We start from the raw sequence: 20,618 nt of genomic DNA on the forward strand, positions 1-20,618 counted from the left end.
CGAAGGCTCTACTGCACGGTCTTCAACCAGATTACGAGGAGCAGAGTAGCCGGCTAGGTCAAGCAACAGCTCCACGACCCAGGCACGCGTGTAAACAGCTCCTAATGATGATTCAACGAGTGCTTCCATGCGCAGTTTCCACAAGTAAGGTACGCTTACGCGGTCAGTTTGCCTACTGTATTACTTGGCTTACCATCGCCTATGCGTTAGGCATGGGCACAGCTAAGATTTTATTCACATGCGACAGGTTTACAGCACCGCATCAAGCAAGTATGTTCCTGCTGACAATCTCACCCTTTGAGGCAATCAGTAAAAACCGAAAAAACCGACTTGTACCCTATACTGTGCCCCAGTTATAAAAAAAAGCCACTCTACGTGATGTAGAGCGGCTTTTTAGTAGTCCGTAGGGGAATCGAACCCCTGTTGGTAGAATGAAAATCTACTGTCCTAACCCCTAGACGAACGGACCGTTGTTCGTTTTGATGATGCAAAGGTACGGCGCGCTTTGTTTCGTGCAAGTTCTGGTAGAAAAAAAAGTGCTATTAGGACCAAAGTACCCTGTTTTTCAGGCTGAAAATTTTTCGCGGCATCCTACTGCCTGCTCACCAAAACGATTGGAGCCGGGCAACTGCCCACCGAACCGCGCCGTAGTCACGTAGGGGAATCGAACTCCTATAAGGTCGAAGCAGAATGTGGGCTAACCCGCGCCCGCCTGCTATCTTCGCCCCGCGTTTCAACCGGCCGCCAGCGTGGCGGCTGGCCACTAATCCCCACCTGTTTTACAATGGCAAAAATTAAAGTCGCCATCAACGGCTTCGGCCGTATCGGCCGCCTCACCTTCAAGTCGCTGCTCGGCCGCGACAACGTGGAAATCGTTGCTATCAACGACCTGACCGACAACAAAACGCTGGCCCACCTGCTGAAGTACGACTCCGTACACGGCCGTTTCGACGGCACCGTAAGCTACGACGAGGAGAGCCTCACCGTGAATGGCGTGAAAATCGCCGCCCTTGCCGAGCGCGACCCCAAGCTCCTGCCCTGGGGCAAAATGGGCGTTGACGTAGTACTGGAATCGACCGGCCGCTTTGTGGACGAGGCCGGCGCTGGCCAGCACATCACCGCCGGAGCCAAGAAAGTCGTGATTTCGGCTCCCGCCACCGGCAACATCCCGACCGTGGTATTGGGCGTGAACGAGGAAATCCTCACCGGTTCGGAAACCATCATTTCGAACGCCAGCTGCACCACCAACTGCCTGGCCCCGATGGCCAAAGTGCTGGATGACGCCTTCGGCATCGAAAAAGGCTACATCACCACGGTGCATGCCTACACTTCGGACCAGAACCTGCAGGATGCTCCTCACAAGGACCTGCGCCGCGCCCGCGCCGCTGCCTACAGCATTATCCCCACCAGCACCGGTGCGGCTAAGGCCGTGGGCCTAGTGCTGCCCCAGCTGAAGGGCAAGCTCGACGGCCTCGCCATGCGTGTGCCCGTGCCGGACGGCTCGATGACCGACCTGACCGTTATCCTGAAAAAGGAAGTGACCAAGGAGCAAATCAACGCGGCCCTGAAAGCCGCCGCGGAAGGTCCCCTGAAAGGCATCATCGAGTACACCACCGACCCGATTGTGAGCATCGACATCGTGGGTAACCCCCACAGCTGCATCTTCGATTCGGAGCTGACGTCGGCCAACGGCACGCTGGCCAAGGTGATTGGCTGGTACGACAACGAAACCGGCTACTCGACCCGCACGGCCGACCTGATTCAGAAGCTCGGCGAGCAGATGAACGGTTAATTTCCGTTGACGTAAAAAACGCCGTCCGCTTTGCCATTTGTGGTGGGGCGGGCGGCGTTTTTATTTTAAGTAATCGGTATCGGGCAGTCAGTAATCAGACCAGTTTTAATCTGAAATCTGCCTTCTGCTATTATCCTTTCCATATTTCGCCAAGCACGCGCTGGGCGTTAGCTATGCCCAGAACCTGCTTCATTCTAAACCCCAAAGCCGGCCCTAGCCAGCGCCACGACATGCCCGCCCTGATTGCGCGGCACTTCGGTGCGCGGGAAGCCGACTATGAAATTCGCCTCACTGAGTACGCCGGCCACGCCGTGGAACTGGCCCAGCAGGCAGCGGCCGAGGGTTTTGCAATCGTAGCGGCCGTGGGCGGCGATGGCACCGTGAACGAAGTGGGCCGGGGACTGCTGGGCACCGAAACCGCCTTGGGAATCATCCCACAGGGCTCGGGCAACGGCCTGGCCCGCCACCTGAAAGTGCCGCTGGGCCTGCCCGCTGCCCTGCGCCGGCTGGCCGCGCCCGACTTCAGCCGCATGGACGTGGGCGTGATAAACGGCCACCCGTTTTTCTGCACGGCCGGGCTGGGGTTCGATGCGCACGTAAGCCAGCACTTCGCCCAAGCCGGTTCGCGGGGCCTGAGCACGTACTTGCAAGTAACGTTGCGCGAGTACCGCCGTTACCGCCCGGTGCCGGTAACGGCTAACCTCGACGGCCAGGAAATCACCACCGACTGCTACGTGCTGGCCTTCGCCAACGCCTCGCAATACGGCAACAACGCTTACATTGCCCCCCTGGCCGACCTGCGCGACGGCCTGCTCGACGTGTGCCTGATTGATGCGCTGCCCGTGGTCCGGGCCTTCCGCGTGAGCCTGGCTATGGCCCTCGGCACCCTGCCCCAGAGCAAGGCGGCCGAGTATTTTCGGGTGCCCCGTGGCCGGGTAGTAGCCGCCGTGCCCATTGGCTTTCACGTCGATGGCGACTACCTGGGTCACGCCACCGAATTCGACGTGGAACTGCTGCCGTTGGCCTTGGCCGTGGCGGTTTAACTCCTCTTCACCAAATAGGTCCATTCGCAATGAAAGACAAATCCAACCGCACCGGCGTGGTGTATTCCACCAATCCCGACTTCTCTTATCAAAGTGACGAACCGGCGGCCACTACCACGCTGCCCCCGCAACAGCAGCAGCTGCGCGTGCAGCTCGATAAAAAGCAGCGCGGCGGCAAGCAGGTCACGCTCATAACTGGCTTCGTGGGCACCGATGGGGACTTGCAGGCCCTCGGCAAGCTGCTCAAAACCAAGTGCGGCGTGGGTGGCAGCGCCAAAGACGGCGAAGTAGTGGTGCAGGGTGACTTCCGCGATAAAGTGCTGGAAGTATTGCTCAAGGAAGGCTACAAAGCCAAGAAAGCCGGCGGTTAATCCCGACGGCGGGCCGGAATTGCCCGTATCCCGCTCGTTCCTACTTTATCCGCCCCTATGCTGTTGCTGCTGCCCCCCATTTTATCGGCCCTACCCGAAGCTGCCCGCGACGTGACTTCCCTGCACGGCCGGGCCGAAAGCACGGTTATCGACGCGGTGCTGTGGCTGAAGCTGGGAGTGGAAATGGTAGGCGCGGCCATCATCGCGCTGGGCATCCTGAGCGCGGGCTGGCTGCTGCTGAAGGCATTGAGCAAGGGCCAGACGGCCGATTTCACGGCCATCCGGCTGGCGCTGGCGCGATATCTGGCGCTGGCGCTGGAGTTCCAGCTTGGAGCCGATATCCTGTCGACGGCCATTTCGCCCAGCTGGGAGCAGCTCGGCAAGCTCGGGGCCATTGCCATCATCCGCACGGCGCTCAACTACTTCCTCTCCCGCGAAATGCGCGACGAGCGCCACCAGACCAGCGCCGAAAAGCCCGTGGCAGACCGCGCCGATAACTAAACGCCCAGCCGCGTCCGCGCCCGTTCCACATCCTCCGGCGTATCAATCCCGAAGGTATCCAGTTCGGTTTCGGCGCAGCGAATCTGAAAACCAGCTTCCAGCCAGCGCAGCTGCTCCAGGCTTTCAGCGGCTTCGAGGGGCGACACGGGCAGGCGCGTGAGCTGCGCCAGCACCTGCGGCTGGTAGGCATACAGGCCCAGGTGGCGCAGGTAGCGGTGGTGAGCCAGCCAATCGGCCGGCTCGCGGCCGCGCTGGTAGGGGAGGGGGTGGCGGCTGAAATACAGCGCGTGGCCCTGCTGGCTGAGCACCACTTTGGGCAGGTGCGGGCTGAATAATTCCTCCTCCGAAACCACCGGCTTTACCAGCGTGGCGATGGCGGGCGCGGTGGTGGCATCGGCGAATAAATCGGCCAGGGCGTTGATTTGGGCGGGGTGAATGAACGGCTCATCGCCCTGAATATTGACGATGCAATGCACGTCGGCCGGGCTGCCGAGTTGCTGGAAGGCCTCCCACAGGCGGTCGGTGCCGCTGGGGTGGTCGGGGCGGGTGAGCACGGCCTCGCCCCCAAAATCCTGGACGTGGCGCCGGATGCGCTCATCGTCGGTGGCCACCACCACGCGGGCCAGATTGGACTGCCGGGCCTGAAGTACCACTCGCTGAATCATGCTCTGGCCGCCCAAATCGACGAGCGGCTTGCCGGGCAGGCGGGTGGAGGCGAAGCGGGCGGGAATCAGGCCGAGAACCATAAGCGGGCAGGGGAAATGGGGAGTGGGAAGCGGGAAAAGCCTCGCCACGAAGCCCCAAATAACGGAACGGCGCGGGGTTGAAACCGGCCGGCCTCAATTTCCCGCCGGTTATTGCGTTATTTTGCCTCGCGGGCTGCCTGGCCGGCGCTCCCGGGCGGGGACAAAGTGAATTTTGGAAGGCTATTTTATATGACTGTAATTCTTTCGTTGCTGACGCTGCTGGCCCTGGGCGGCCCCGGTCCGGGCAAACCCGGCCACGCCAAAAGTGCCCCGGCCGACTCCATCGGCCAGGAAATGCGCGGCGGCCAGCGCTTCGTGAAGCACCGCGTGGCGGCCGGCGAAACCCTCACCGCCCTCACCCGCCGCTATCACGTCACCCTCGACCAGCTTACCGGGGCCAATCCGCAGATTAAAAACGGCCTCGGCGTGGGCCAGATTGTGTACGTGCCCCGCCCCGCCGCTGGAAAAGCCACGGTTGCCGCCGCGCCCGACAAAGCCGCCGCGCCCGTAACCGTGCCTGCCCGCTACACCGTGGCCAAGGGCGAAACCCTGTTCGGCATCGCCCGCAAGTTTCAGCTCACGCCCGATGAGCTGATTCGGCTCAACAAGCTGCCCGCTGGCGGCACTGTGCGCGTGGGCCAGCAGCTCATTCTCACCGGCACGGCCGAAGCGCCGGCTGCCGTGGCCGCCGCCCCCAAAGCCGCGCCCGTTCGTCCGGTGGAAGTAGAAGCCGTGCCCGTCCCTGCCACGCCCGCCAAAGCCCCGGCCCCCGACAAGCCTGCCCAGGTAGCCACTGTCACGCCCGACCGCGAAGACGATAAAGACGACCGCGCCCCCAACCGCGCCAGCGAAGTGCTGGCCCGCGTGGTGGAGTCCGGCCTCGGTGCGCCCATCGAAAAAAGCATTACCGATAAGTACCTCGCCCTGCATAAAACGGCCCCTGTGGGCACCATCATGCAGGTGAAAAACAGCGGTAACGGCCTGTCGGTATATGTGCGCGTCATCGGCAAGCTGCCCGATACGGGCGAGAACAATAACATTCTGGTGCGCCTCTCGCCCCGCGCCGTGCAGAAGCTAGGTACCGCCGACTCCCGCTTCCGGGTCGAGACGAACTACATCCCGCAGTAGAGCTGGTGGCTGGCGGATAAACTTAACCTGCGCGGCGCTGTCCCACTTCGTATTCGTCAAAACAGGGCATCCTATGAGAAAGTACGAAGTTGCGATGTGCCTGTTTGGAGTAGGGTTAAGCATCGGGCTGGGGGCCTGCAGCAAGGCAATGCCTGCCGTGGTCCCGGAACCATACCAGTGCCAGACGGCTCCCCTGAAAGCCGCTTTCACCCAGAATGAGCTGACCCGCGCCTTCGACCCGCCCATCATCGAGCGGTTGGGGCAGGCCAACTTACCCGATGCCCAGGGGGCCCAGAGTCGCAACCAGGGGGCTTATTTCCATGTGCGCTTTCAAACGGGCATTTCGCCGCTGGCCGACTATGCCATGGGCCGCGAAAACCTGACGGCGCTGGACCAGGCCATTCGGGCCACCGAATACAGCTTCGCGCACCAGCGCCCCGCCGGCGACTTCACCCTGGTCATTCCGGCCAACATGGCCACGCAGCCCCCGCCCACGGCCGCCAACCTGGCCAGCGGCGTGGCGTTTTTTCTGGCTTCGGCCGGCCCGGCCCTGCTGGCCTTCGACGAGTCGGACTGGTACCGGAACGCGGCGGCGACGGCCCCGCACCGGGCGCGGGTGGCAGCGTTGCGGCCCGCCGTGCAGCGCGCCGCCGCCTGGCTGGTGCAACAGCAGGGCACCCTGGCCGCTTACGATTCGCTGGCCCCCAATCGGCTGTACTTTGATGCCGTCGCCTACTATAGCCTCGGGCGCTACCTGAACGACGAGCCGACGCTGCAGGTTGGTTTGCGCTTCGCCCGCCAGGCCATGCGCGCCCAACACGGCCGCGGCTACTACCAGGAAGGCAGTGGCTACGACAGCAGCTACCAGGGCGTCGGGTTGGTCGTGGGTTTCCGGCTGCTTACGCTGCTGCCCGCGACGGAGCCCCTGCGCCCAGACTTGTGGAATTCCCTCTCGTGCGGTACCAACTGGCAGGCGTCGCGGGTGCTGGCTTCGGGAGAGATTTCCACCCAGGGCAACACCCGCGTGTATCCGGGCGGCGAAGCGTTTTTGGGCACCGAGAAGCAAATGGCGTGGACCAGCACCATGCTGGCCTGTTGGAACATGTATTATTTTACGGGCCTCGACCAATACCGTGAACTTGCCAACCGCCTGATAGCGCATTACGGTTGATGCTGTGGCTTCCCCTCTACACTTTTTCCCCTATCCCCTTTGAATATCGCCCAGCTGCGCCGCCAGCTTGATGCGCAGTACGAGCGTTACAACCGCCCGGACTTCATCAAAAACGACCCCATCCAAATTCCGCACCGCTTCACGCAGCGGCAGGATATTGAAATCAGCGCGCTGTTTGCGGCGCTGCTGGCCTGGGGGCAGCGGCCCACCATCATCAACAAGTGCAGCGAGCTGCTGCGCCGCATGGACGATGCCCCGCACCAGTTCATCACCCAGCACCAGGACGAGGACTTGAAGAAGCTGCTCGGCTTCTGCCACCGCACGTTTTGCGATACCGATTTGCTGTATTTCGTGCATTTCCTGCGCCATTGGTACGGGCAGCACGAGACGCTGGAAACCGCGTTTCTGGTGGGCCACACGCAGCGCGAGCGGCTGATAAACTTCCACAACCACTTTTTCAGCCTGCCCGATGCGCCCCAGCGCACCCGCAAGCACGTCGCCACGCCGGCCCGCAAATCGGCCTGCAAGCGGGTGAATATGTACCTGCGCTGGCTGGTGCGCCGCGATACCCACGGCGTGGATTTCGGCCTCTGGACCCGCCTCTTGCCCGCCGACCTCATCATGCCCATCGACCTGCACGTCGAGCGCCAGGCCCGCCCTTTGGGCCTGCTCACCCGCAAGCTCGTGGACTGGGAAGCCGCCGAGGAACTGACGGCTAATTTGCGCAAACTCGACCCGAGCGACCCGGTGAAGTATGATTTCGCGTTGTTTGGCGCGGGGGTGGATAAGTAGTTTATCAGCCCACTGAACAAGTATGGAAGAGCAATTTTATTTCACCCTGACCAATCGTATAAAGCTGGCCGGGCTAATGCTTGGGGGGATACTGCTGCTGATGTTCGGCCTGAAGGCCGCCGATACCCTAACTGTACCGTTGGCATTCAGCAAGGATGTGAAGCTGCTGATATTTGTGGTTTGGATGGCAGGAGGCTTATACCTGCTTTACCGACTGCTGAAGAAGTTTAGCGGTGAGGCAGCATTGATTACAATTTCGTCTGATAAGCTGGTGATTGCTCGCTCCGATGCGGGAACGGAAAAGCAAATTCCTTTGGCATCTATTACTGCCTACCGTCATTCAACTTATAATTCGGATGATATTTTGCGCCTGAAAATGCGCGATGGCACGCGCACGAGACTTGTCATTAGCGAATTCTTTCATGGGGGACAGAGCACGCATTTTGCTGCGATGGTTACGGCACTGGAAACCGTGCTAGCGAAACAGCCGAGCTTGGATGAGCAACCGGTGGCCTTGCGCGAAAAGACACTCTTTGAAAAGCCGATTTCAACGGTTTTACTTGGTCCATTTGCGGCCCTGATGGTTTGGATGACCTGGGAGCAGATGCACCGCCACCACACTTCCGGTAGTTTTTTCTCGGCGTGGGGAATTTTCAGCGCCTATCTGATTGCCTGGTTTGCTGCCCGTGAGCGACGAAATGAAAAGTAAACTGCCTGCTGCGGTCCCGCCCCATCAGCCAGCTGCTACCCCCACCGGCCCACCCACTACAACCAGCAGCGCATCCTCGGCGGTGCGCGTGAGGCGGTGGTAGAAGAACCGGCCGCGCCGCTCGCGCAGGGTGAGGCCGCGCGCGAACAGCTCCTGCGCCATGCGCGAGCCGGCGCGCCAGCCCAGGCTTGCCGCCGCTTGCAGTTGCTCGGTGCTGAGCTCGGGGTGCTCCATGAGGGCCACCAGCATGCGGGCCATGCGCCCGTGGGTGCGGGCATCGCGCACGCCCTGGGGCGGAATGAGCCACGCCTGAATGCGGGCCAGGATGGCGGCCGGCTCCTGGCTGGGCGGAGGGGGCGGGGCATCGCGAACCACTAGGCGCTGGGCAAAGCGGGCGGCGAGGGAGCCGGTAACGGCGTCGGGAGTATGCGCAGGTTCCATGAGCAAGGCAGTTAAGCAGGGCAAAGGCGGGTGTAAGGTAGGGATGATGCCTTACTTATTCCAATATCGGCCCCCCTGAGCCCAAATAGTGCCCCGCTGCTAACTGTGGAGGTCCCCCTGAACATATAATCAGTCTGACTTATTGCTGTAAAGGCCCCCCGTAGGGCATAGTATGCCCTACTTATACCAATAAAGGTCCCCTTAAGCACTAGTAATGCCCCGCTTAGTGTAAGTACGGTCTTGCTGTGGCTAATTACAGTCTCGCTGGGTGTGGATTGATACCGCGCAGCCCAGCAGTGGGCGAAGCTGGAAAGGCGAGCCCATTGTTTGATGCGAAAAAGGCCCCGGCAGCATTGCTGGGGCCTTGTTTTGGTAATGGAATTGCAAAAATATCAGAACACGAACACTTGCAAGGTGCCGCCGGTGGCAAGGCGGCGCTCCACCACGAGGCCGGTACCGGGGCCGGTGCTGCTGAGGTGGTACTCGTGGAAGGGGAGGGGGCCGGCGGCCTGGCTGCGCTGCTCTAAGGCGGCGTACACGGGCGCGTCGGTGGGGTGGGCGTGGGCGTAGCGGCGATATTCCGACGCGCCGCCCGGGCTTTTGAAGAGGGCGAAGGGCTGGGCGTAGTACACGTTAGTGGCCACGTTGTCGTTGCGCTGGGAGCCGGGCACGAACTCCACGCGCTGCAACTTTAGCTGCGGGTCGAGGAAGAGGTCGAAGGTTTCGCCGGTGCCCATGACGTGCATGGGGGCGAAGCTGTACTGGCTTTGGCCGGTGAGGGGGTCGAGGTGGAAGCCGATGCGCCGGCCGTACTGCCCCGTGAAGCTGCCGGCCTTCTTGTGGGCCGTCAGCTCCTTGGAATAGGGTATCTGGAGGCGGGCCAGGGGCGTGCCATCCACGGCGTAGCGCTGCTCGAAATAGCCCAGCAGCTCGGGCCGCAGCTCGTAGGAGGGCAGGTCGCCTTCGCCGTATTCGCCAAAAATGAGGATGTCACCGGTGGCGTAGTCGAGGTAGAACGAGCCCACGGCGGTGGTGGCCCAGCTGTCGTAGAGGGGCGTGGTCTGGTCCGACACATTGATGTGGCGGCGCATGGCAAAGTCCAACTCGCCGTAGCTCGGAATCTGGCCGCAGTAGATGGGGATGGTGCCCTTGGCCAGCCCCAGCGTGGTACTGAAGCCGCCGGGTACCGAGTGGCCGAGGTCATCGACCACGTACACTTGAAACGTGAGCGGCTGCTTGCCGGCCTTTTCCTGGGCCGAATTGATGAGGGTGCGGCGGCAGAAATACGTTTGATTGGAGCGGTGGCCCAGGTAGGCCCAGTCCTGGTTCCACTGCCCAAACATGTCCCAGTTGCTGGCAATCCAGGGGCTGGGCGGCAGCGTGAGGGGCTCGCGGCGCGGGGTGGTGGTGCCCAAGTCGTAGTGTAGCAGAAAGAAGCGCTGCACCCGCTCCTTTTTGCCGATGAAAGCCGTTTCACGCACGATTTCCACAAAGCCCCCGGCATCGGCGTAGCGGCCCACGGTTTGGGCCGTTTCCTCTGCCTCCATGGTGATGGGCGGCGGCGGGCCGAAGTCGGCGCTGGTGCGCTCGCCCCGCTCATCGAGGCGCTGCACGTACACCTGCCCGGCGGCCAACGGCGAATCCATGGGCAGCTTTTTTACGGCCGAGGCGTCGATGCGCTCTACCACCAGCACGTTGTTGCCCTCCGTGAGCACGCTCAGGGGCCGCATGGAGGCGGCCTCGCGCACCTGGCCGGCGTCCATGTGCTCGGTCGAGGTGAGGGTGTTGCCCAGCAGGCCCTCCTGGCGCGGGCGTTGGTAGCGGCGCACGGTGGTTTCCCAGAGCGTGTGGCCATTGGGGGCCAGGCACTGGGCACGCATGGCGGCCCGGTCCGTGTCGGTGATGAACAGGACGGTGTTGTGATTGGGCAGCCGGATGGTGCCGCCCAGCGCGGCGTTGGGGGCCAGTTCGATGGTTTGGACCAGGTGCAGCGGCACCGTGGCCGGGGCTTGGGCGGCCACGCGGCCGCCCAAGCCCAGGAGCACGGCCAGCAGCAGGCGGGAGCAGTTTTTCATGGGCATTAAGGCGCAGCCTACCGGAAGGTGTACACCTGCAGGCTGCCGCCGAGGGCGCGGTTTTGCTCCACTACCAGCCCGGAGGCGGGGCCGGTGGGGCAGAGGTGAAACCAGTAGTCGGGGGCATCGGCGGGGGCGGCACGGCGCTGCTTTTCGAGGGCGGCGTACAGGGGGTGGTCGTCCTTGGCGGCGTGCTCGTAGAGGCGGATTTCGTCGGTGCTGTTGAAGGTGGTGGCCAGCTTGAAGGGCTGCGTGTACATCACGGAGGTGTAGGTACGCTCGTCCTTGTCTTTGCCGGGCAGGTAGTCGTAGCGCAGCGGCTTCAGGTCTTTGTCCATGAACAGGTCAAAGTCTTCGCTGCCGCCGTACACGCGCATCGGCGAAAAGCTGAACTGGCTCTGGCCGGTGAGGGGGTCGAGGTGGAAGCGCGTGTTGCGGTACATGTGGGCCTTGAAGCTGAGCTTCTTTTTCTTGGCGCGCATGGCCTCGCTGTACGGGCCTTGCACCTGGGCCACCACGCGGCCATCGGGGGCGAAGCGGCGCTCGAAGAAGCCTAGCAGGTCGCTGCTGCCGCCCATTTCGGGCAGGTCGCCTTCGCCGTACTCGCCGTAGATGAGCACCTCGCCGGTGCGGTAGTCGAGGTAGAACGAGCCCATGCCGCCGCAGGAAATATCCCATTCGTCGTAGGTCACGTAGTTGTTTTTGCCCTGCGACGCACTGAAGTAAAGCGGGATGTGGTTCATCTCGCCGGGGTTGGGCATGGCGCCCGAGTACGAGGGCCGGGTGCCCTTGTTCAGGCCCAGGGTGGTGCTGAAGCCGCCGGCCAGGGCGCCCTGGTCGTCGGCAATGTGGACTTGGTACACGAGGGGCTGGTTACCGGCCTTCTCCTTGGGGGCGGCCACGCTGGTCAGGGTGCGGCGGCAGAAATACGTCTGGTTGGGGCGGTGGCCCAGATAGGCCCACTCCTGGTACCAGTGCCGGAAGCTGTTCATGCCCCCGATGTGCTCGGGGGTGGCGGGCAGCTCCAGCACCTCGCGGCGCACGGTGTGGGTGCCCAGGTCGTAGTGCATGGCGGCAAAAACGAGGGTTTCCTCGCGCTTGTTGGTTTCGCGCACTACTTCGGTGTAGCCGGTGGCATCGGCGTAGCGGCCCAGGGTGCTGGCCTCGGTTTTCTTCGATTCGGGGTTGGGGCGCGGGTCGAACAGGTGGGCCTGGAGGCGGCCCTGCTCGTCGAGGCGCTGCACGAAGGTCTGGCCATCCTTGAGGGATTTGTCCTTGTTCTGCTTCTTGAAGGCCTCCTCGTTCAGGCGCTCGGCCAGCACCACGCTGTTGCCGTCGGTGAACACATCGACGGGGTAGAGCGCGGCGGCCAGCTTGTCCTTTTGCAGCTGCTTGTTTTCGCGGGCTTCGCGGCCCAGGGCAATCTGCCGGGTATCGAACATGTAGCCGGTACCGGCGGGCCGCTGGAAGCGCTTGAGGCCGGTTTTCCACACGGTATGGCCGTCGGAGGCCAGGCACTGGGCGGTGATGTCGAACGACTCGGCATCGGTGAGCAGCAGCACCATGTTGTGGTTGGGCAGGCTCAGGGTGCCGGCCAGCATGGCGTGCTCGCCCAGGGCAATGGTCTGGGCGGCTTGCAGCGGCCCGGCGGCGGGCGGCGGCGGGGTGGCTGCGGTGGCTGCGCTCAGCAGGAGCACGGCCGACAGCGAACGGTAAAGGTTTTTCATGGAAAAAGGAAGAAGAAAAAAGAGGCGAAATGACGTGTCAGGAAGCTAAAAGGACTTGCCGATGGTGGCGTTGAACTCCCGGATGCGCAGGGCTTCCACGAGGCCCTCGCCGGAGTAGTCGTTGTAGAAGCGGCGGGGGCGCAGGTCGGCGCTCAGGCGCAGAAACCAGTCGTGGTCGTTGGTCGAATACACGCCCTCAATCATGGCGCTGGGCGAGTTGAAGGGCAGAAAGAACTTGCAGAAGCGGTAGCCCAGGCCCAGGCCCACGCCAAAATCCTTCTGGGAATGCTTGCTGGCTTTGGCCCCGTAGCGGTAGGTGACGTACTCGGGAAAGTCGAGCACGAACTGGGCGTTGAAGCCGTCCACGTCCTGCCGGGTGGTGCCCAGCAGGCCCGCCCCGGCGTTTAGCGACACGCCCAGCGACTGCTCGCCGCCCTTCAGCTGGTACAGCGGGGCATCAAACCCGAGGTTGCCGTTGAGCAAAAACAGGTTGGCATTGGTGGTCTCCAGCACGTAGCCCGCCGGTGTGCCCTGGTAGCCGCTGGGGTTGGCCTGCACCGGGGCCGAGGCGCGCAGCGGCACCATCCCCACCCCCAAATCACCGTGAAACTTACTGACCTGGGCCTGCGCAGGGCGCACCATGGCCAAGCCGGCCACCAGGGCCAGCGGGAAGAAATACTTGTTCATCGCGGGTAGCGCTAGTGGTAGTGGAAGCGGTGAATCAGCCCGCGCGGGCCCACGGCGTAGAAGGTGCTGGCATCGGCAAAGTCGGCAGCGTAGTACGTAGCCGTGTAGCTGGTGCCGTCGGGGGCGTGTACGTTCACCCAGGGCGTGTTCGAACTTAGCGAATAGGCCGGCGCGTACTGGATGACGGTGCGCTGGCCCACGCCCACCACCGGGCCACGCGGCCCGGCCTGGGCTAGGCCATACACGGCGTAGCCGTAGTTTTCGTCGTCGCGGTCGTAGTAGCCCAGCGAGGCGGGCGTGTAGTGCCGGAAGCCGCTGGGGCTGCCCAGTAGGTAATTATCGGCGTTGAAGCGGAGGATGTCGTAGCCGTAGTAGTCGTCGCTGCGGCCGCCGGAGTTGTCGTCGAAGCTCCAGGTCTGGCCGCCGTTGGTGGTGCGCCAGTGCGCCTGCTGGTTGCCGATGACGGCCCCCGAATCGGGGGAGGTGAACGACACGGCCCGAAACGTGTAGCGCTTGTCGGTGCGGCGCTGCAGGTTGGTCCAGGTGGTGCCGCCATTAGTGGTTTTGTTGATGCCCCCGCCCGAACCCACGGCGTAGCCCACCAGGGGCGTCACAAACTGAAGGTCCTGCACGCCAATGGCGTAGCCGTAGGCATCGCCCGTGGGCACGTACTGCCAGGTCTGGCCGCCGTTGGCGGTGCGGTAGAGGCCGGTGCTGGTGCCCGCCCAGCCGGTGGTAGCCGTGGTGAAGAGCAGCTTATTGATGGTGCCCAGGTTGGGCTGCGAGCGGCGCGTCCAGGTAGCGCCGGCGTCGGTGGTGGCAAAGAGGTTGCCGCCGGCCCCGCCCACGAAGCCCTCGCGGGCCGACACAAAATCGACGGTGTTCAGGGCTAGGGTATCGGCGGCGGCGGGCAGGGCCAGCGCGTCGTAGCGCATGGTGGCGTAGGAATCGAGGACGTACACGTCCTCTTTGCAAGCATTTAATCCCAGGGCCAGCCCGCCGAAAACAAACGGGTAGAGTTTATTCATGAAAAAATTAAGGTGTGGAAATATAGTTAGCGCCAAAGCTACGGGGTGGCTTGGGTAAATGCTATATACCGGTGCTGCTGGCGGCACGTATTTTTTGCGGGCCGCTGGTTTCTTCCGGCCGGCCGCGAATCTTTCCCGTCCCGCCTGCTGTTTACCTTCGTACCCAATTACTGAAATACTACCTACTTGCTGTTACCCCAACACTTCGAACAAAAAATCGGCTTCACCACCCTGCGCGAGCAGCTTGAGGCCAATTGCCTTTCCGCCTTGGGCCGGCAGTACGTGGCCCGCATGGAGTTCCAACCCAAGCACGAGTCCCTGCTGAAACTGCTGCAACAGGCCGACGAATTCACCTACCTGCTGCGCTCCGGGGCCGATTTTCCGGCCTCGCATTACCACGATGCACAGGCCCACCTCAAGCGCGCGGCCCTGCCGGGCGCGTACCTCGACGTAGCCGCCTTCTTCGAGGTGAAGATGAGCCTACGCACTATCCGCCAAGCCCTGAGCTTCTTCTCCGATGCCGACCCCGGCCTGTATCCCTCGCTACGCCTGCTGGGCATCGGCATCCAGGTCGACCGCAACTTGCTGGCTGCCTTAGACAAAGTGGTGGACGACGAAGGGGCCGTGCGCGACGATGCGAGCCCGCTGCTGCGCCAGATTCGGCAGGAGCTGATAGCGCGCCAAGGCCAACTGCGCAAGCAGATTGCCGGCATCCTGCGCCACGCCAAAAACGAGGGCTGGATTCCCTCCGATTCCGAGCCCACGATACGCGGCGGGCGGCTGGTGCTGCCCGTCATCGCCGAGCACAAGCGTAAGGTGAAGGGCCTGATTCACGACGAATCGGCCTCGGGCCAGACCGTGTACATCGAGCCGGAAGCCGTTTTTGAGCTGAACAACGACATCAAGGACCTCGACAATGCCTATCACCGCGAGCTGATTCGTATCCTCACGGCCCTCACGGACCAGCTCCGGCCCCACATCCCGGACCTGCGCAAGGCCTATTCCTACCTCGGACTCATTGACTTCATTCGGGCGAAGGCGCGGCTGGCCGTCACGCTCAATTGCCGCCTACCCGTGCTGCACAACAAGCCCCTGCTGAAGTGGGTGAAAGTGCGCCACCCGCTGCTCCAACTGGCCTTCGCCCAGCACAAGCGCGACAACGGCGACCCCCGCGAAGTGGTGCCACTGGACCTGGAGCTGAACCATGAGCAGCGCATCCTCGTCATTTCCGGCCCCAACGCCGGCGGTAAATCCGTGAGCCTGAAAACCGTGGGCCTCGTGCAGTTCATGCTGCAAATGGGCCTGCTCATTCCCTGCGCCGACAACTCCGAAGCCGGCGTGTTCGAGGATATTTTCCTGGACATCGGCGACGAGCAGAGCCTGGAAAACGACCTTTCGACCTATTCCTCGCACCTGCTGGCTATGAAGCAGTTCATGCTGCTGGCCGGCAAGAAAAGCCTGGTGCTGATTGACGAATTCGGTACCGGCACCGAGCCCAGCCTGGGCGGAGCCATCGCCGAAGCCGTGCTCGACCAACTAAATAAGGCGCGGGTCTACGGCGTCATTACCACGCACTACACCAACCTCAAGAACTTCGCCGAGCGCACCCCGCACCTCGTGAATGGAGCCATGCGCTACGACCCGGAGAAGCTTCAGCCGCTCTACCGCTTGGAAGTAGGCAAGCCGGGCTCGTCGTTCGCCATCGAAATTGCGCGCAAAATCGGCCTGCCGAAGGAAGTAGTGGAGCGGGCTACGCAGCTGGTGGGCAAGGATAAAATCCGCTACGACCAGCTCCTCGAAGGCCTCGAACGCGAAAAAACCGAGCTCGAAACCCGCACCGCCGAAGCCGCCAAAGCTGAGCGCCGCCTCAAAAGTGCCGCCAAAGAATACCAGGACCTCAAGCAGCATTTAGAGGACACCAAGCTCGAAACCCTGCGCACCGCCAAGCAGCAGGCCAAAGCCCTATTGGTGAATACCAACCAGCAAATCGAAGCTACCATCGGCGAAATTCGGCGCGGCAATGCCGATAAGGAAATCAATAAAGCCGCCCGCGAGAAGCTCGAAACCTTCGTCAAAAAAGAGCTGCAAATCGAGCCGCCCAAGCCCAAAGCCACCCGCGAGCGCGCCGAAGCCGGCGACCTCAAGCCCGGCGATAAAGTGGCCCTGTTTGGCCAGGAAGGCCACGGCGAAGTGGTTAGCGTGAAAGGGCAGACCGCCGAAGTCATGTTCGGCGGCATGAAAACCTTGACTAAACTCAGCCAACTCGAAAAGCTGGGCCGGGCCGAAATCCGCGAGCGGGAGCAGGCCGCTAAAACCAAGAAGTCGAAGCTCAGCGGCGGTAGCTCCGGCGGCGGCAACGGCGTGAACATCACCGACCGCATGGCCGGCTTCAGCCCCACCCTCGACCTGCGCGGCGAACGCGCCGAAGATGCCCTTACCAAAACCATGAGCTTCGTGGATGATGCCGTGATGCTGGGAATGCCCGAAGTGAAGTTCCTGCACGGCCGTGGCAACGGCGTGTTGCGCCAGGTAGTGCGCGATTACCTGCGTCGCCAGCGGGCCGTAGCCAGCGTGGCCGACGAGCACGCCGACCGCGGCGGCGATGGCGTGACCATTGCGGTGCTGAAGTAGCGGAGAGTATTTTTTGATAGCGTCATCCAGAAACCCGAACGTCATGCTGAGCGCAGCCGAAGTATCTCTGCCGCTTCGGTGAGTCGTCATAATTACTTGCGCGGTAGAGATGCTTCGGCTGCGCTCAGCATGACCGTTTGAATAATTATCTGACGCTACCAAACAACAAAAAAGGCGGCTCCCGATTCGGGAGCCGCCTTTTTTGCGTCAGTTTCGCTCAGCTTATTCCACTACTACGCGGCTCGTCTGCACGGCCTCGGGGGTGGTTACCTGCACCATGTACAGGCCCGATTTCAGCGACGTGGCGTCGATGTTCAGGTCGGTGCCGGTGAGGGGCTGGGTCTGAGTGAGCACCACGCGGCCGGTCACGTCGCGCAGCACGATGGTGGCGGTGCGGGCCGAAGTGCTGGCCAGATGCAACTGGAAGCTGCCCTTGGTGGGGTTGGGGTACACTTGCAGGGTGCTGGCCTGGACGCTGCCAGCTTTAGTAGCCAGCACGAGGCGGCAGACGGCCACCCCGGAGATGTTCTGCTCCGACACGCGGGTTGAGAATTCCTGGTAGTACTGGTTCACAATCTTGGCATCGTGGATGACGAGGGTGTTTTCGTCGTTCTCGTTATCGGCCGAGTTGGTCCAGTTATGCGAGCCCAGGAAGATGGTCGGGTCCGACTGCGAAGCGCCGGCATCCACCAGCAGGTACTTGTGGTGGTAGATGTAGCCACCCACTTTCTTAATCATGCGCGTGCCAATGGCCGAGCGGATGATGCGGAAGTTGTTGCCCGAGCCGTCGGTGGCGCTGGTGTCGTTGGTCACGCCCTCGGTGCAGGCAGCGATGCCGCGGGCCGTTACCTGGTCGCGGATGGCGCGGGCGATGTCGGAGCGGGTAATGAGCATCGAGGAAATGTGCATGTCGTTATCGGCCGTCTGAATGGTCTCGATGAGGCGACCGTTCACATTATCCGTGGGCGAGAAGTACGACTGCACGTCGCGGGTACCGATGCGCAGGTAATGCGGCGTGTTGTCGGTTTTGCGGTTGCCGAAGAGCAGCGTGCCGGGCGTCAGCGTCGTGCTGCCCCACATCTCGTTGAACTCCATGGTGTACACGCGGGCCAGCGACTGGTCCTGAATGGCAATGGCCGAGTTGCGGTCAGTGGAGAGCTGAGCCGCCGTCCAGTTGGTCGAGCCCGTCCACACCCAGGGCGTAGTGGCCACGTTGGTGTCGGCGTCAATCACCACAAATTTGTTGTGCATGATGGCGCTGCCGCTGCTGCCAGCCTGTGTGGGGCGGCCCATGCGCGGAATGGCAGCGTTGAGCGTGTTGATGCTCACGTTGGCGTTGTCGTCTTCGTAAATCACGCGCACCTTCACGCCCCGGGCGCGGGCGGCGTTCACCGAGTTCAGGATGACGGTGCTGTTCCAGTTATAGATGGCCAGGTCAACGGTTTTGCGGGCCTTGTTGATGTAGCTGGCCAGGGTATCGGCAATGTGGCCGCTGGGCAGGTACACGGCATTGTTGCCGGGCAGGGCCAGGGTGTTATCCACGGGGCTGTTGAAGTACACGCGCATCTTGCCGCTCGATAGCGACTGGGTAATCATCGGTACCACGCGCGATTGCGACTGGCCCACGCTGTTCACCGAAATGGCTTGCACGTAGTACACCGTGGCGGGCTGCAGGCCGGTCAGGGCCAGGGCGTGGGTGGTCACGCTGGCGGCGTTGGTCACGACCGTGAACGGGCCGGTGGGCGAGGTGCCGTAGCTCAGCTGGGTATTGCCGGCATTCTGGGTGAGGAAGTTCACGGTGAAGCCCGTGGTACTGATGTTCGAGGTAGTAGGCGTGCCAATCACGTTGGGCGTCAGGCCCTGAATGAAGTCGGCGTAGAGGCGGGGCAGCAGCTGGTAGCCGGTGGTGGTGTTCACCACGCCGGTATTGGCCGTCATGTGCTGGCTGATGAGGCCAATGGCGTCGTACAAGCCCGTGGGGGCCGGCTTGCCAACGAGACCGTACGGACCCGTGCTGGCCGCGTTGATGTACAGTGGCGTGGCTGCTTGGTTGTTGATGCGGTAGCCCGCCGAAACCGAGGCAAACGCCGTAACGGGCAGGCCCGTGCTGGTGTTGATGGACGTGATGCCGTTGATGCGCACCAGCTGGCCTTCGTACTGCTCGGCAAAAGCCGGGGTGATGCTGCCGGCCGGAAACGACACGGGCACCACCGGCCGGTTGCCGGCCAGAATGGTCACGCTCGTGAGCGGGTCAATTTCCAGGAAACCGTAGAATTGCTTCAACTGGCCCGTTACCAGGATGCTGTCGCCGGGCTGCACCGAGTTCAGCACGGCGGTGATGGCTGCCGGAGTACCGGTGCCGGCACCGTAGGCCGCGATGCCGGCCGTGCCGTCCTGGAAGTAGCGAATCGCGCCGAGCTCGTTGCCGTTGGTGGCAATGCCGCGCACCGTGACGGTGGCCCCCGCCGTAGCGTTGGTGAGCGGCTGCTGCGCCCGGGCAGCCGCGATGGTGATGGAGGTTTGGGCCGAAGCCGCGTGCCAGGAAGTAGCACACGCCAGCAACGCCAGCAGAGTAAGTTTCTTCATGAAAAAAACAGAGTTATGAAACGGTTAAATCTTAAAGATTAGGTGGGGGACAGAAATACAAAGATGCTGAATTCCAGCGAAACGAACCGTTCACAGACCCCAATAGTGCCGGGTGGCGGAAACTTAATTTTTGCCGCCCGCCCGCACCCGCCGGCTGCCGGGGGTGATGAACGGCACGGGCGTGGCCGTTTCGGTGCCCGCCGCGTTGCGCGAGCTCACCTCCACGTAGTAAGTGGTGCCCGGAATCAGGTCGTTCAGGGTGAGGCTGTGGTGGGTGGTGAGGGCATCATCGACGCGGCTTTCCTTGAGCTGCTTGGCATCGAGGCCGTAGCGGACGCGGGTGTCGCCGGCGTTCAGGGTCGAGAACACGACGGTGAAGCCGGTGGGGCTCACGTTCACGGGCACAGGCTCTTCGGTGAGGCGGGGCAGGCCGCTGCCGCGCACGAAATCGGTGGCCAGGCGGGGCAGCAGCTGGTAGCCGCCGGTACCCCCCGGCGAGTACTGGCTCATGATGCCGCGCACGTCGAACGGCTCGCCCGTGGGCGCGGTGGCCCCGATGAGGCCCTCGGGACCGGTGCTGGTGGAACCCACGCGCAGCAGCGCGCCGGCCGTGCCGTCGAGCAGGTAGTTGGCATTGCCGGCCAGGGCCTCGGCGGGAGTACCGGTGGGGGTGAGCAGGCGCGTCACGCCTTTGATTTCAATGAGGCGGCTTTCGTTGGCCTCGGCAAAGGCGGTGGTGACCTGGGCCAGGGGCACGCGCAGCGGGTGCAGCCGCTGGCCGCCGGCCAGCTTATGAAACGAGGCGATGGGGTCCATTTCCAGCAGCCCGTTGTAGGCCTTGAGCTGGCCCGTGACCTGGATGCTGTCGCCGGCCAGTAGCTCGCCGTAGCCCGGCAGCTTGGCGGCCTGGGCGTAGAGGGCCAGGCCGGCCTCGCCGTCCTGCACGTAGCGGATGTTGCCCATCTCGGCCCCGTTCAGCACCACGGCCCGCACCGTGACGGTGCTGCCCGGCCCCAGTGCCCGGGCCGCTTTCAGGGTGAGTACCGGGGGAGTAGGGGGCGTGGGCAGGGGTACCGGAACCGCCAGGACCGGACCGGAAAACACCCCGGTGAACAGAAGTAAAGCGAGTTTCATAAATTGAAGAATAAGCAGACCGGCAGCGAAATAGCTGATGCAAAGAATGGGACAAA

17 protein-coding genes and 1 tRNA gene are annotated in these 20,618 nt (G+C 62.7%); 9 read left to right on the forward strand and 9 right to left on the reverse strand.

Annotation, left to right across the window (positions count from 1 at the left end; all coding sequences use genetic code 11):
* Positions 1-397: 397 nt before the first annotated feature.
* Positions 398-469, reverse strand: a tRNA-Glu gene (locus tag ACVWYF_RS19960).
* 315 nt (positions 470-784) lie between these two features.
* Between ACVWYF_RS19960 and gap the strand changes: the two genes are divergently transcribed.
* From gap to ACVWYF_RS19980, 4 genes are all read left to right on the forward strand, one after another.
* Positions 785-1,792: a type I glyceraldehyde-3-phosphate dehydrogenase gene (gene gap / locus ACVWYF_RS19965; RefSeq protein WP_457071376.1), complete on the forward strand. Its 1,008-nt coding sequence runs from the start codon at positions 785-787 to the stop codon at positions 1,790-1,792.
* A 173-nt stretch (positions 1,793-1,965) separates the two neighbouring features.
* Positions 1,966-2,835 (forward strand): diacylglycerol/lipid kinase family protein, encoded by an 870-nt coding sequence (locus ACVWYF_RS19970; RefSeq protein WP_457071378.1) that lies wholly within the window; start codon positions 1,966-1,968, stop codon positions 2,833-2,835.
* Between the two features lie 29 nt (positions 2,836-2,864).
* On the forward strand, positions 2,865-3,206 hold the full coding sequence (locus ACVWYF_RS19975; RefSeq protein ID WP_457071380.1) for a translation initiation factor: 342 nt from the start codon (positions 2,865-2,867) through the stop codon (positions 3,204-3,206).
* Between the two features lie 57 nt (positions 3,207-3,263).
* A complete protein-coding gene (locus ACVWYF_RS19980; protein ID WP_457071382.1) occupies positions 3,264-3,707 on the forward strand; it encodes a DUF1622 domain-containing protein in 444 nt (147 codons plus the stop codon).
* On the opposite strand, the gene kdsB is transcribed toward ACVWYF_RS19980, so the two are convergent.
* On the reverse strand, positions 3,704-4,453 hold the full coding sequence (gene kdsB, locus ACVWYF_RS19985; RefSeq protein WP_457071384.1) for a 3-deoxy-manno-octulosonate cytidylyltransferase: 750 nt from the start codon (positions 4,451-4,453) through the stop codon (positions 3,704-3,706). The genes ACVWYF_RS19980 and kdsB overlap by 4 nt on opposite strands.
* Positions 4,454-4,642: 189 nt before the next feature.
* Here kdsB and ACVWYF_RS19990 point away from each other — a divergent pair, with 189 nt between their 5' ends.
* The 4 genes from ACVWYF_RS19990 to ACVWYF_RS20005 all read left to right on the forward strand — a co-directional run bounded on the left by ACVWYF_RS19990 (position 4,643) and on the right by ACVWYF_RS20005 (position 8,253).
* The gene (locus ACVWYF_RS19990) at positions 4,643-5,581 is read left to right on the forward strand and encodes a DPBB and LysM peptidoglycan-binding domain-containing protein (protein WP_457071386.1); all 939 of its coding nucleotides are present in this window, start codon (positions 4,643-4,645) and stop codon (positions 5,579-5,581) included.
* A gap of 73 nt (positions 5,582-5,654) precedes the next feature.
* Entirely contained in the window at positions 5,655-6,752 is a 1,098-nt protein-coding gene (locus ACVWYF_RS19995; protein ID WP_457071388.1) for a hypothetical protein, read from the forward strand.
* Positions 6,753-6,791: 39 nt separating this feature from the next.
* Positions 6,792-7,544, forward strand: coding sequence for a TIGR02757 family protein (locus tag ACVWYF_RS20000; RefSeq protein WP_457071390.1), 753 nt, complete (start codon positions 6,792-6,794; stop codon positions 7,542-7,544).
* Positions 7,545-7,566: 22 nt separating this feature from the next.
* Positions 7,567-8,253 (forward strand): hypothetical protein, encoded by a 687-nt coding sequence (locus tag ACVWYF_RS20005; RefSeq protein WP_457071392.1) that lies wholly within the window; start codon positions 7,567-7,569, stop codon positions 8,251-8,253.
* A 24-nt stretch (positions 8,254-8,277) separates the two neighbouring features.
* On the opposite strand, the gene ACVWYF_RS20010 is transcribed toward ACVWYF_RS20005, so the two are convergent.
* The 5 genes from ACVWYF_RS20010 to ACVWYF_RS20030 form a co-directional block, all read right to left on the reverse strand.
* Positions 8,278-8,694, reverse strand: coding sequence for a hypothetical protein (locus tag ACVWYF_RS20010; protein ID WP_457071394.1), 417 nt, complete (start codon positions 8,692-8,694; stop codon positions 8,278-8,280).
* A gap of 392 nt (positions 8,695-9,086) precedes the next feature.
* Entirely contained in the window at positions 9,087-10,769 is a 1,683-nt protein-coding gene (locus tag ACVWYF_RS20015; RefSeq protein ID WP_457071397.1) for a hypothetical protein, read from the reverse strand.
* Between the two features lie 17 nt (positions 10,770-10,786).
* Positions 10,787-12,496 (reverse strand): hypothetical protein, encoded by a 1,710-nt coding sequence (locus ACVWYF_RS20020; protein ID WP_457071400.1) that lies wholly within the window; start codon positions 12,494-12,496, stop codon positions 10,787-10,789.
* 45 nt (positions 12,497-12,541) lie between these two features.
* Positions 12,542-13,183 carry a hypothetical protein gene (locus ACVWYF_RS20025; protein ID WP_457071403.1) on the reverse strand — a complete coding sequence of 214 codons (642 nt, stop codon included), beginning with the start codon at positions 13,181-13,183 and terminating at the stop codon, positions 12,542-12,544.
* An 11-nt stretch (positions 13,184-13,194) separates the two neighbouring features.
* Positions 13,195-14,211, reverse strand: a complete 1,017-nt coding sequence (locus tag ACVWYF_RS20030) for a WD40/YVTN/BNR-like repeat-containing protein (protein WP_457071405.1) — start codon at positions 14,209-14,211, stop codon at positions 13,195-13,197.
* A 186-nt stretch (positions 14,212-14,397) separates the two neighbouring features.
* Here ACVWYF_RS20030 and ACVWYF_RS20035 point away from each other — a divergent pair, with 186 nt between their 5' ends.
* Complete coding sequence (locus ACVWYF_RS20035; protein WP_457071407.1) at positions 14,398-16,842, forward strand: endonuclease MutS2; 2,445 nt, start codon at positions 14,398-14,400, stop codon at positions 16,840-16,842.
* Between the two features lie 222 nt (positions 16,843-17,064).
* Here ACVWYF_RS20035 and ACVWYF_RS20040 read toward each other — a convergent pair whose 3' ends face one another.
* Both ACVWYF_RS20040 and ACVWYF_RS20045 read right to left on the reverse strand, forming a co-directional pair.
* A complete protein-coding gene (locus ACVWYF_RS20040; protein ID WP_457071409.1) occupies positions 17,065-19,428 on the reverse strand; it encodes a phospholipase D-like domain-containing protein in 2,364 nt (787 codons plus the stop codon).
* Between the two features lie 123 nt (positions 19,429-19,551).
* On the reverse strand, positions 19,552-20,562 hold the full coding sequence (locus ACVWYF_RS20045; protein ID WP_457071411.1) for a fibronectin type III domain-containing protein: 1,011 nt from the start codon (positions 20,560-20,562) through the stop codon (positions 19,552-19,554).
* Positions 20,563-20,618 lie beyond the last annotated feature (56 nt).

The sequence above is a fragment of the Hymenobacter sp. UYAg731 genome (genome assembly GCF_054061335.1).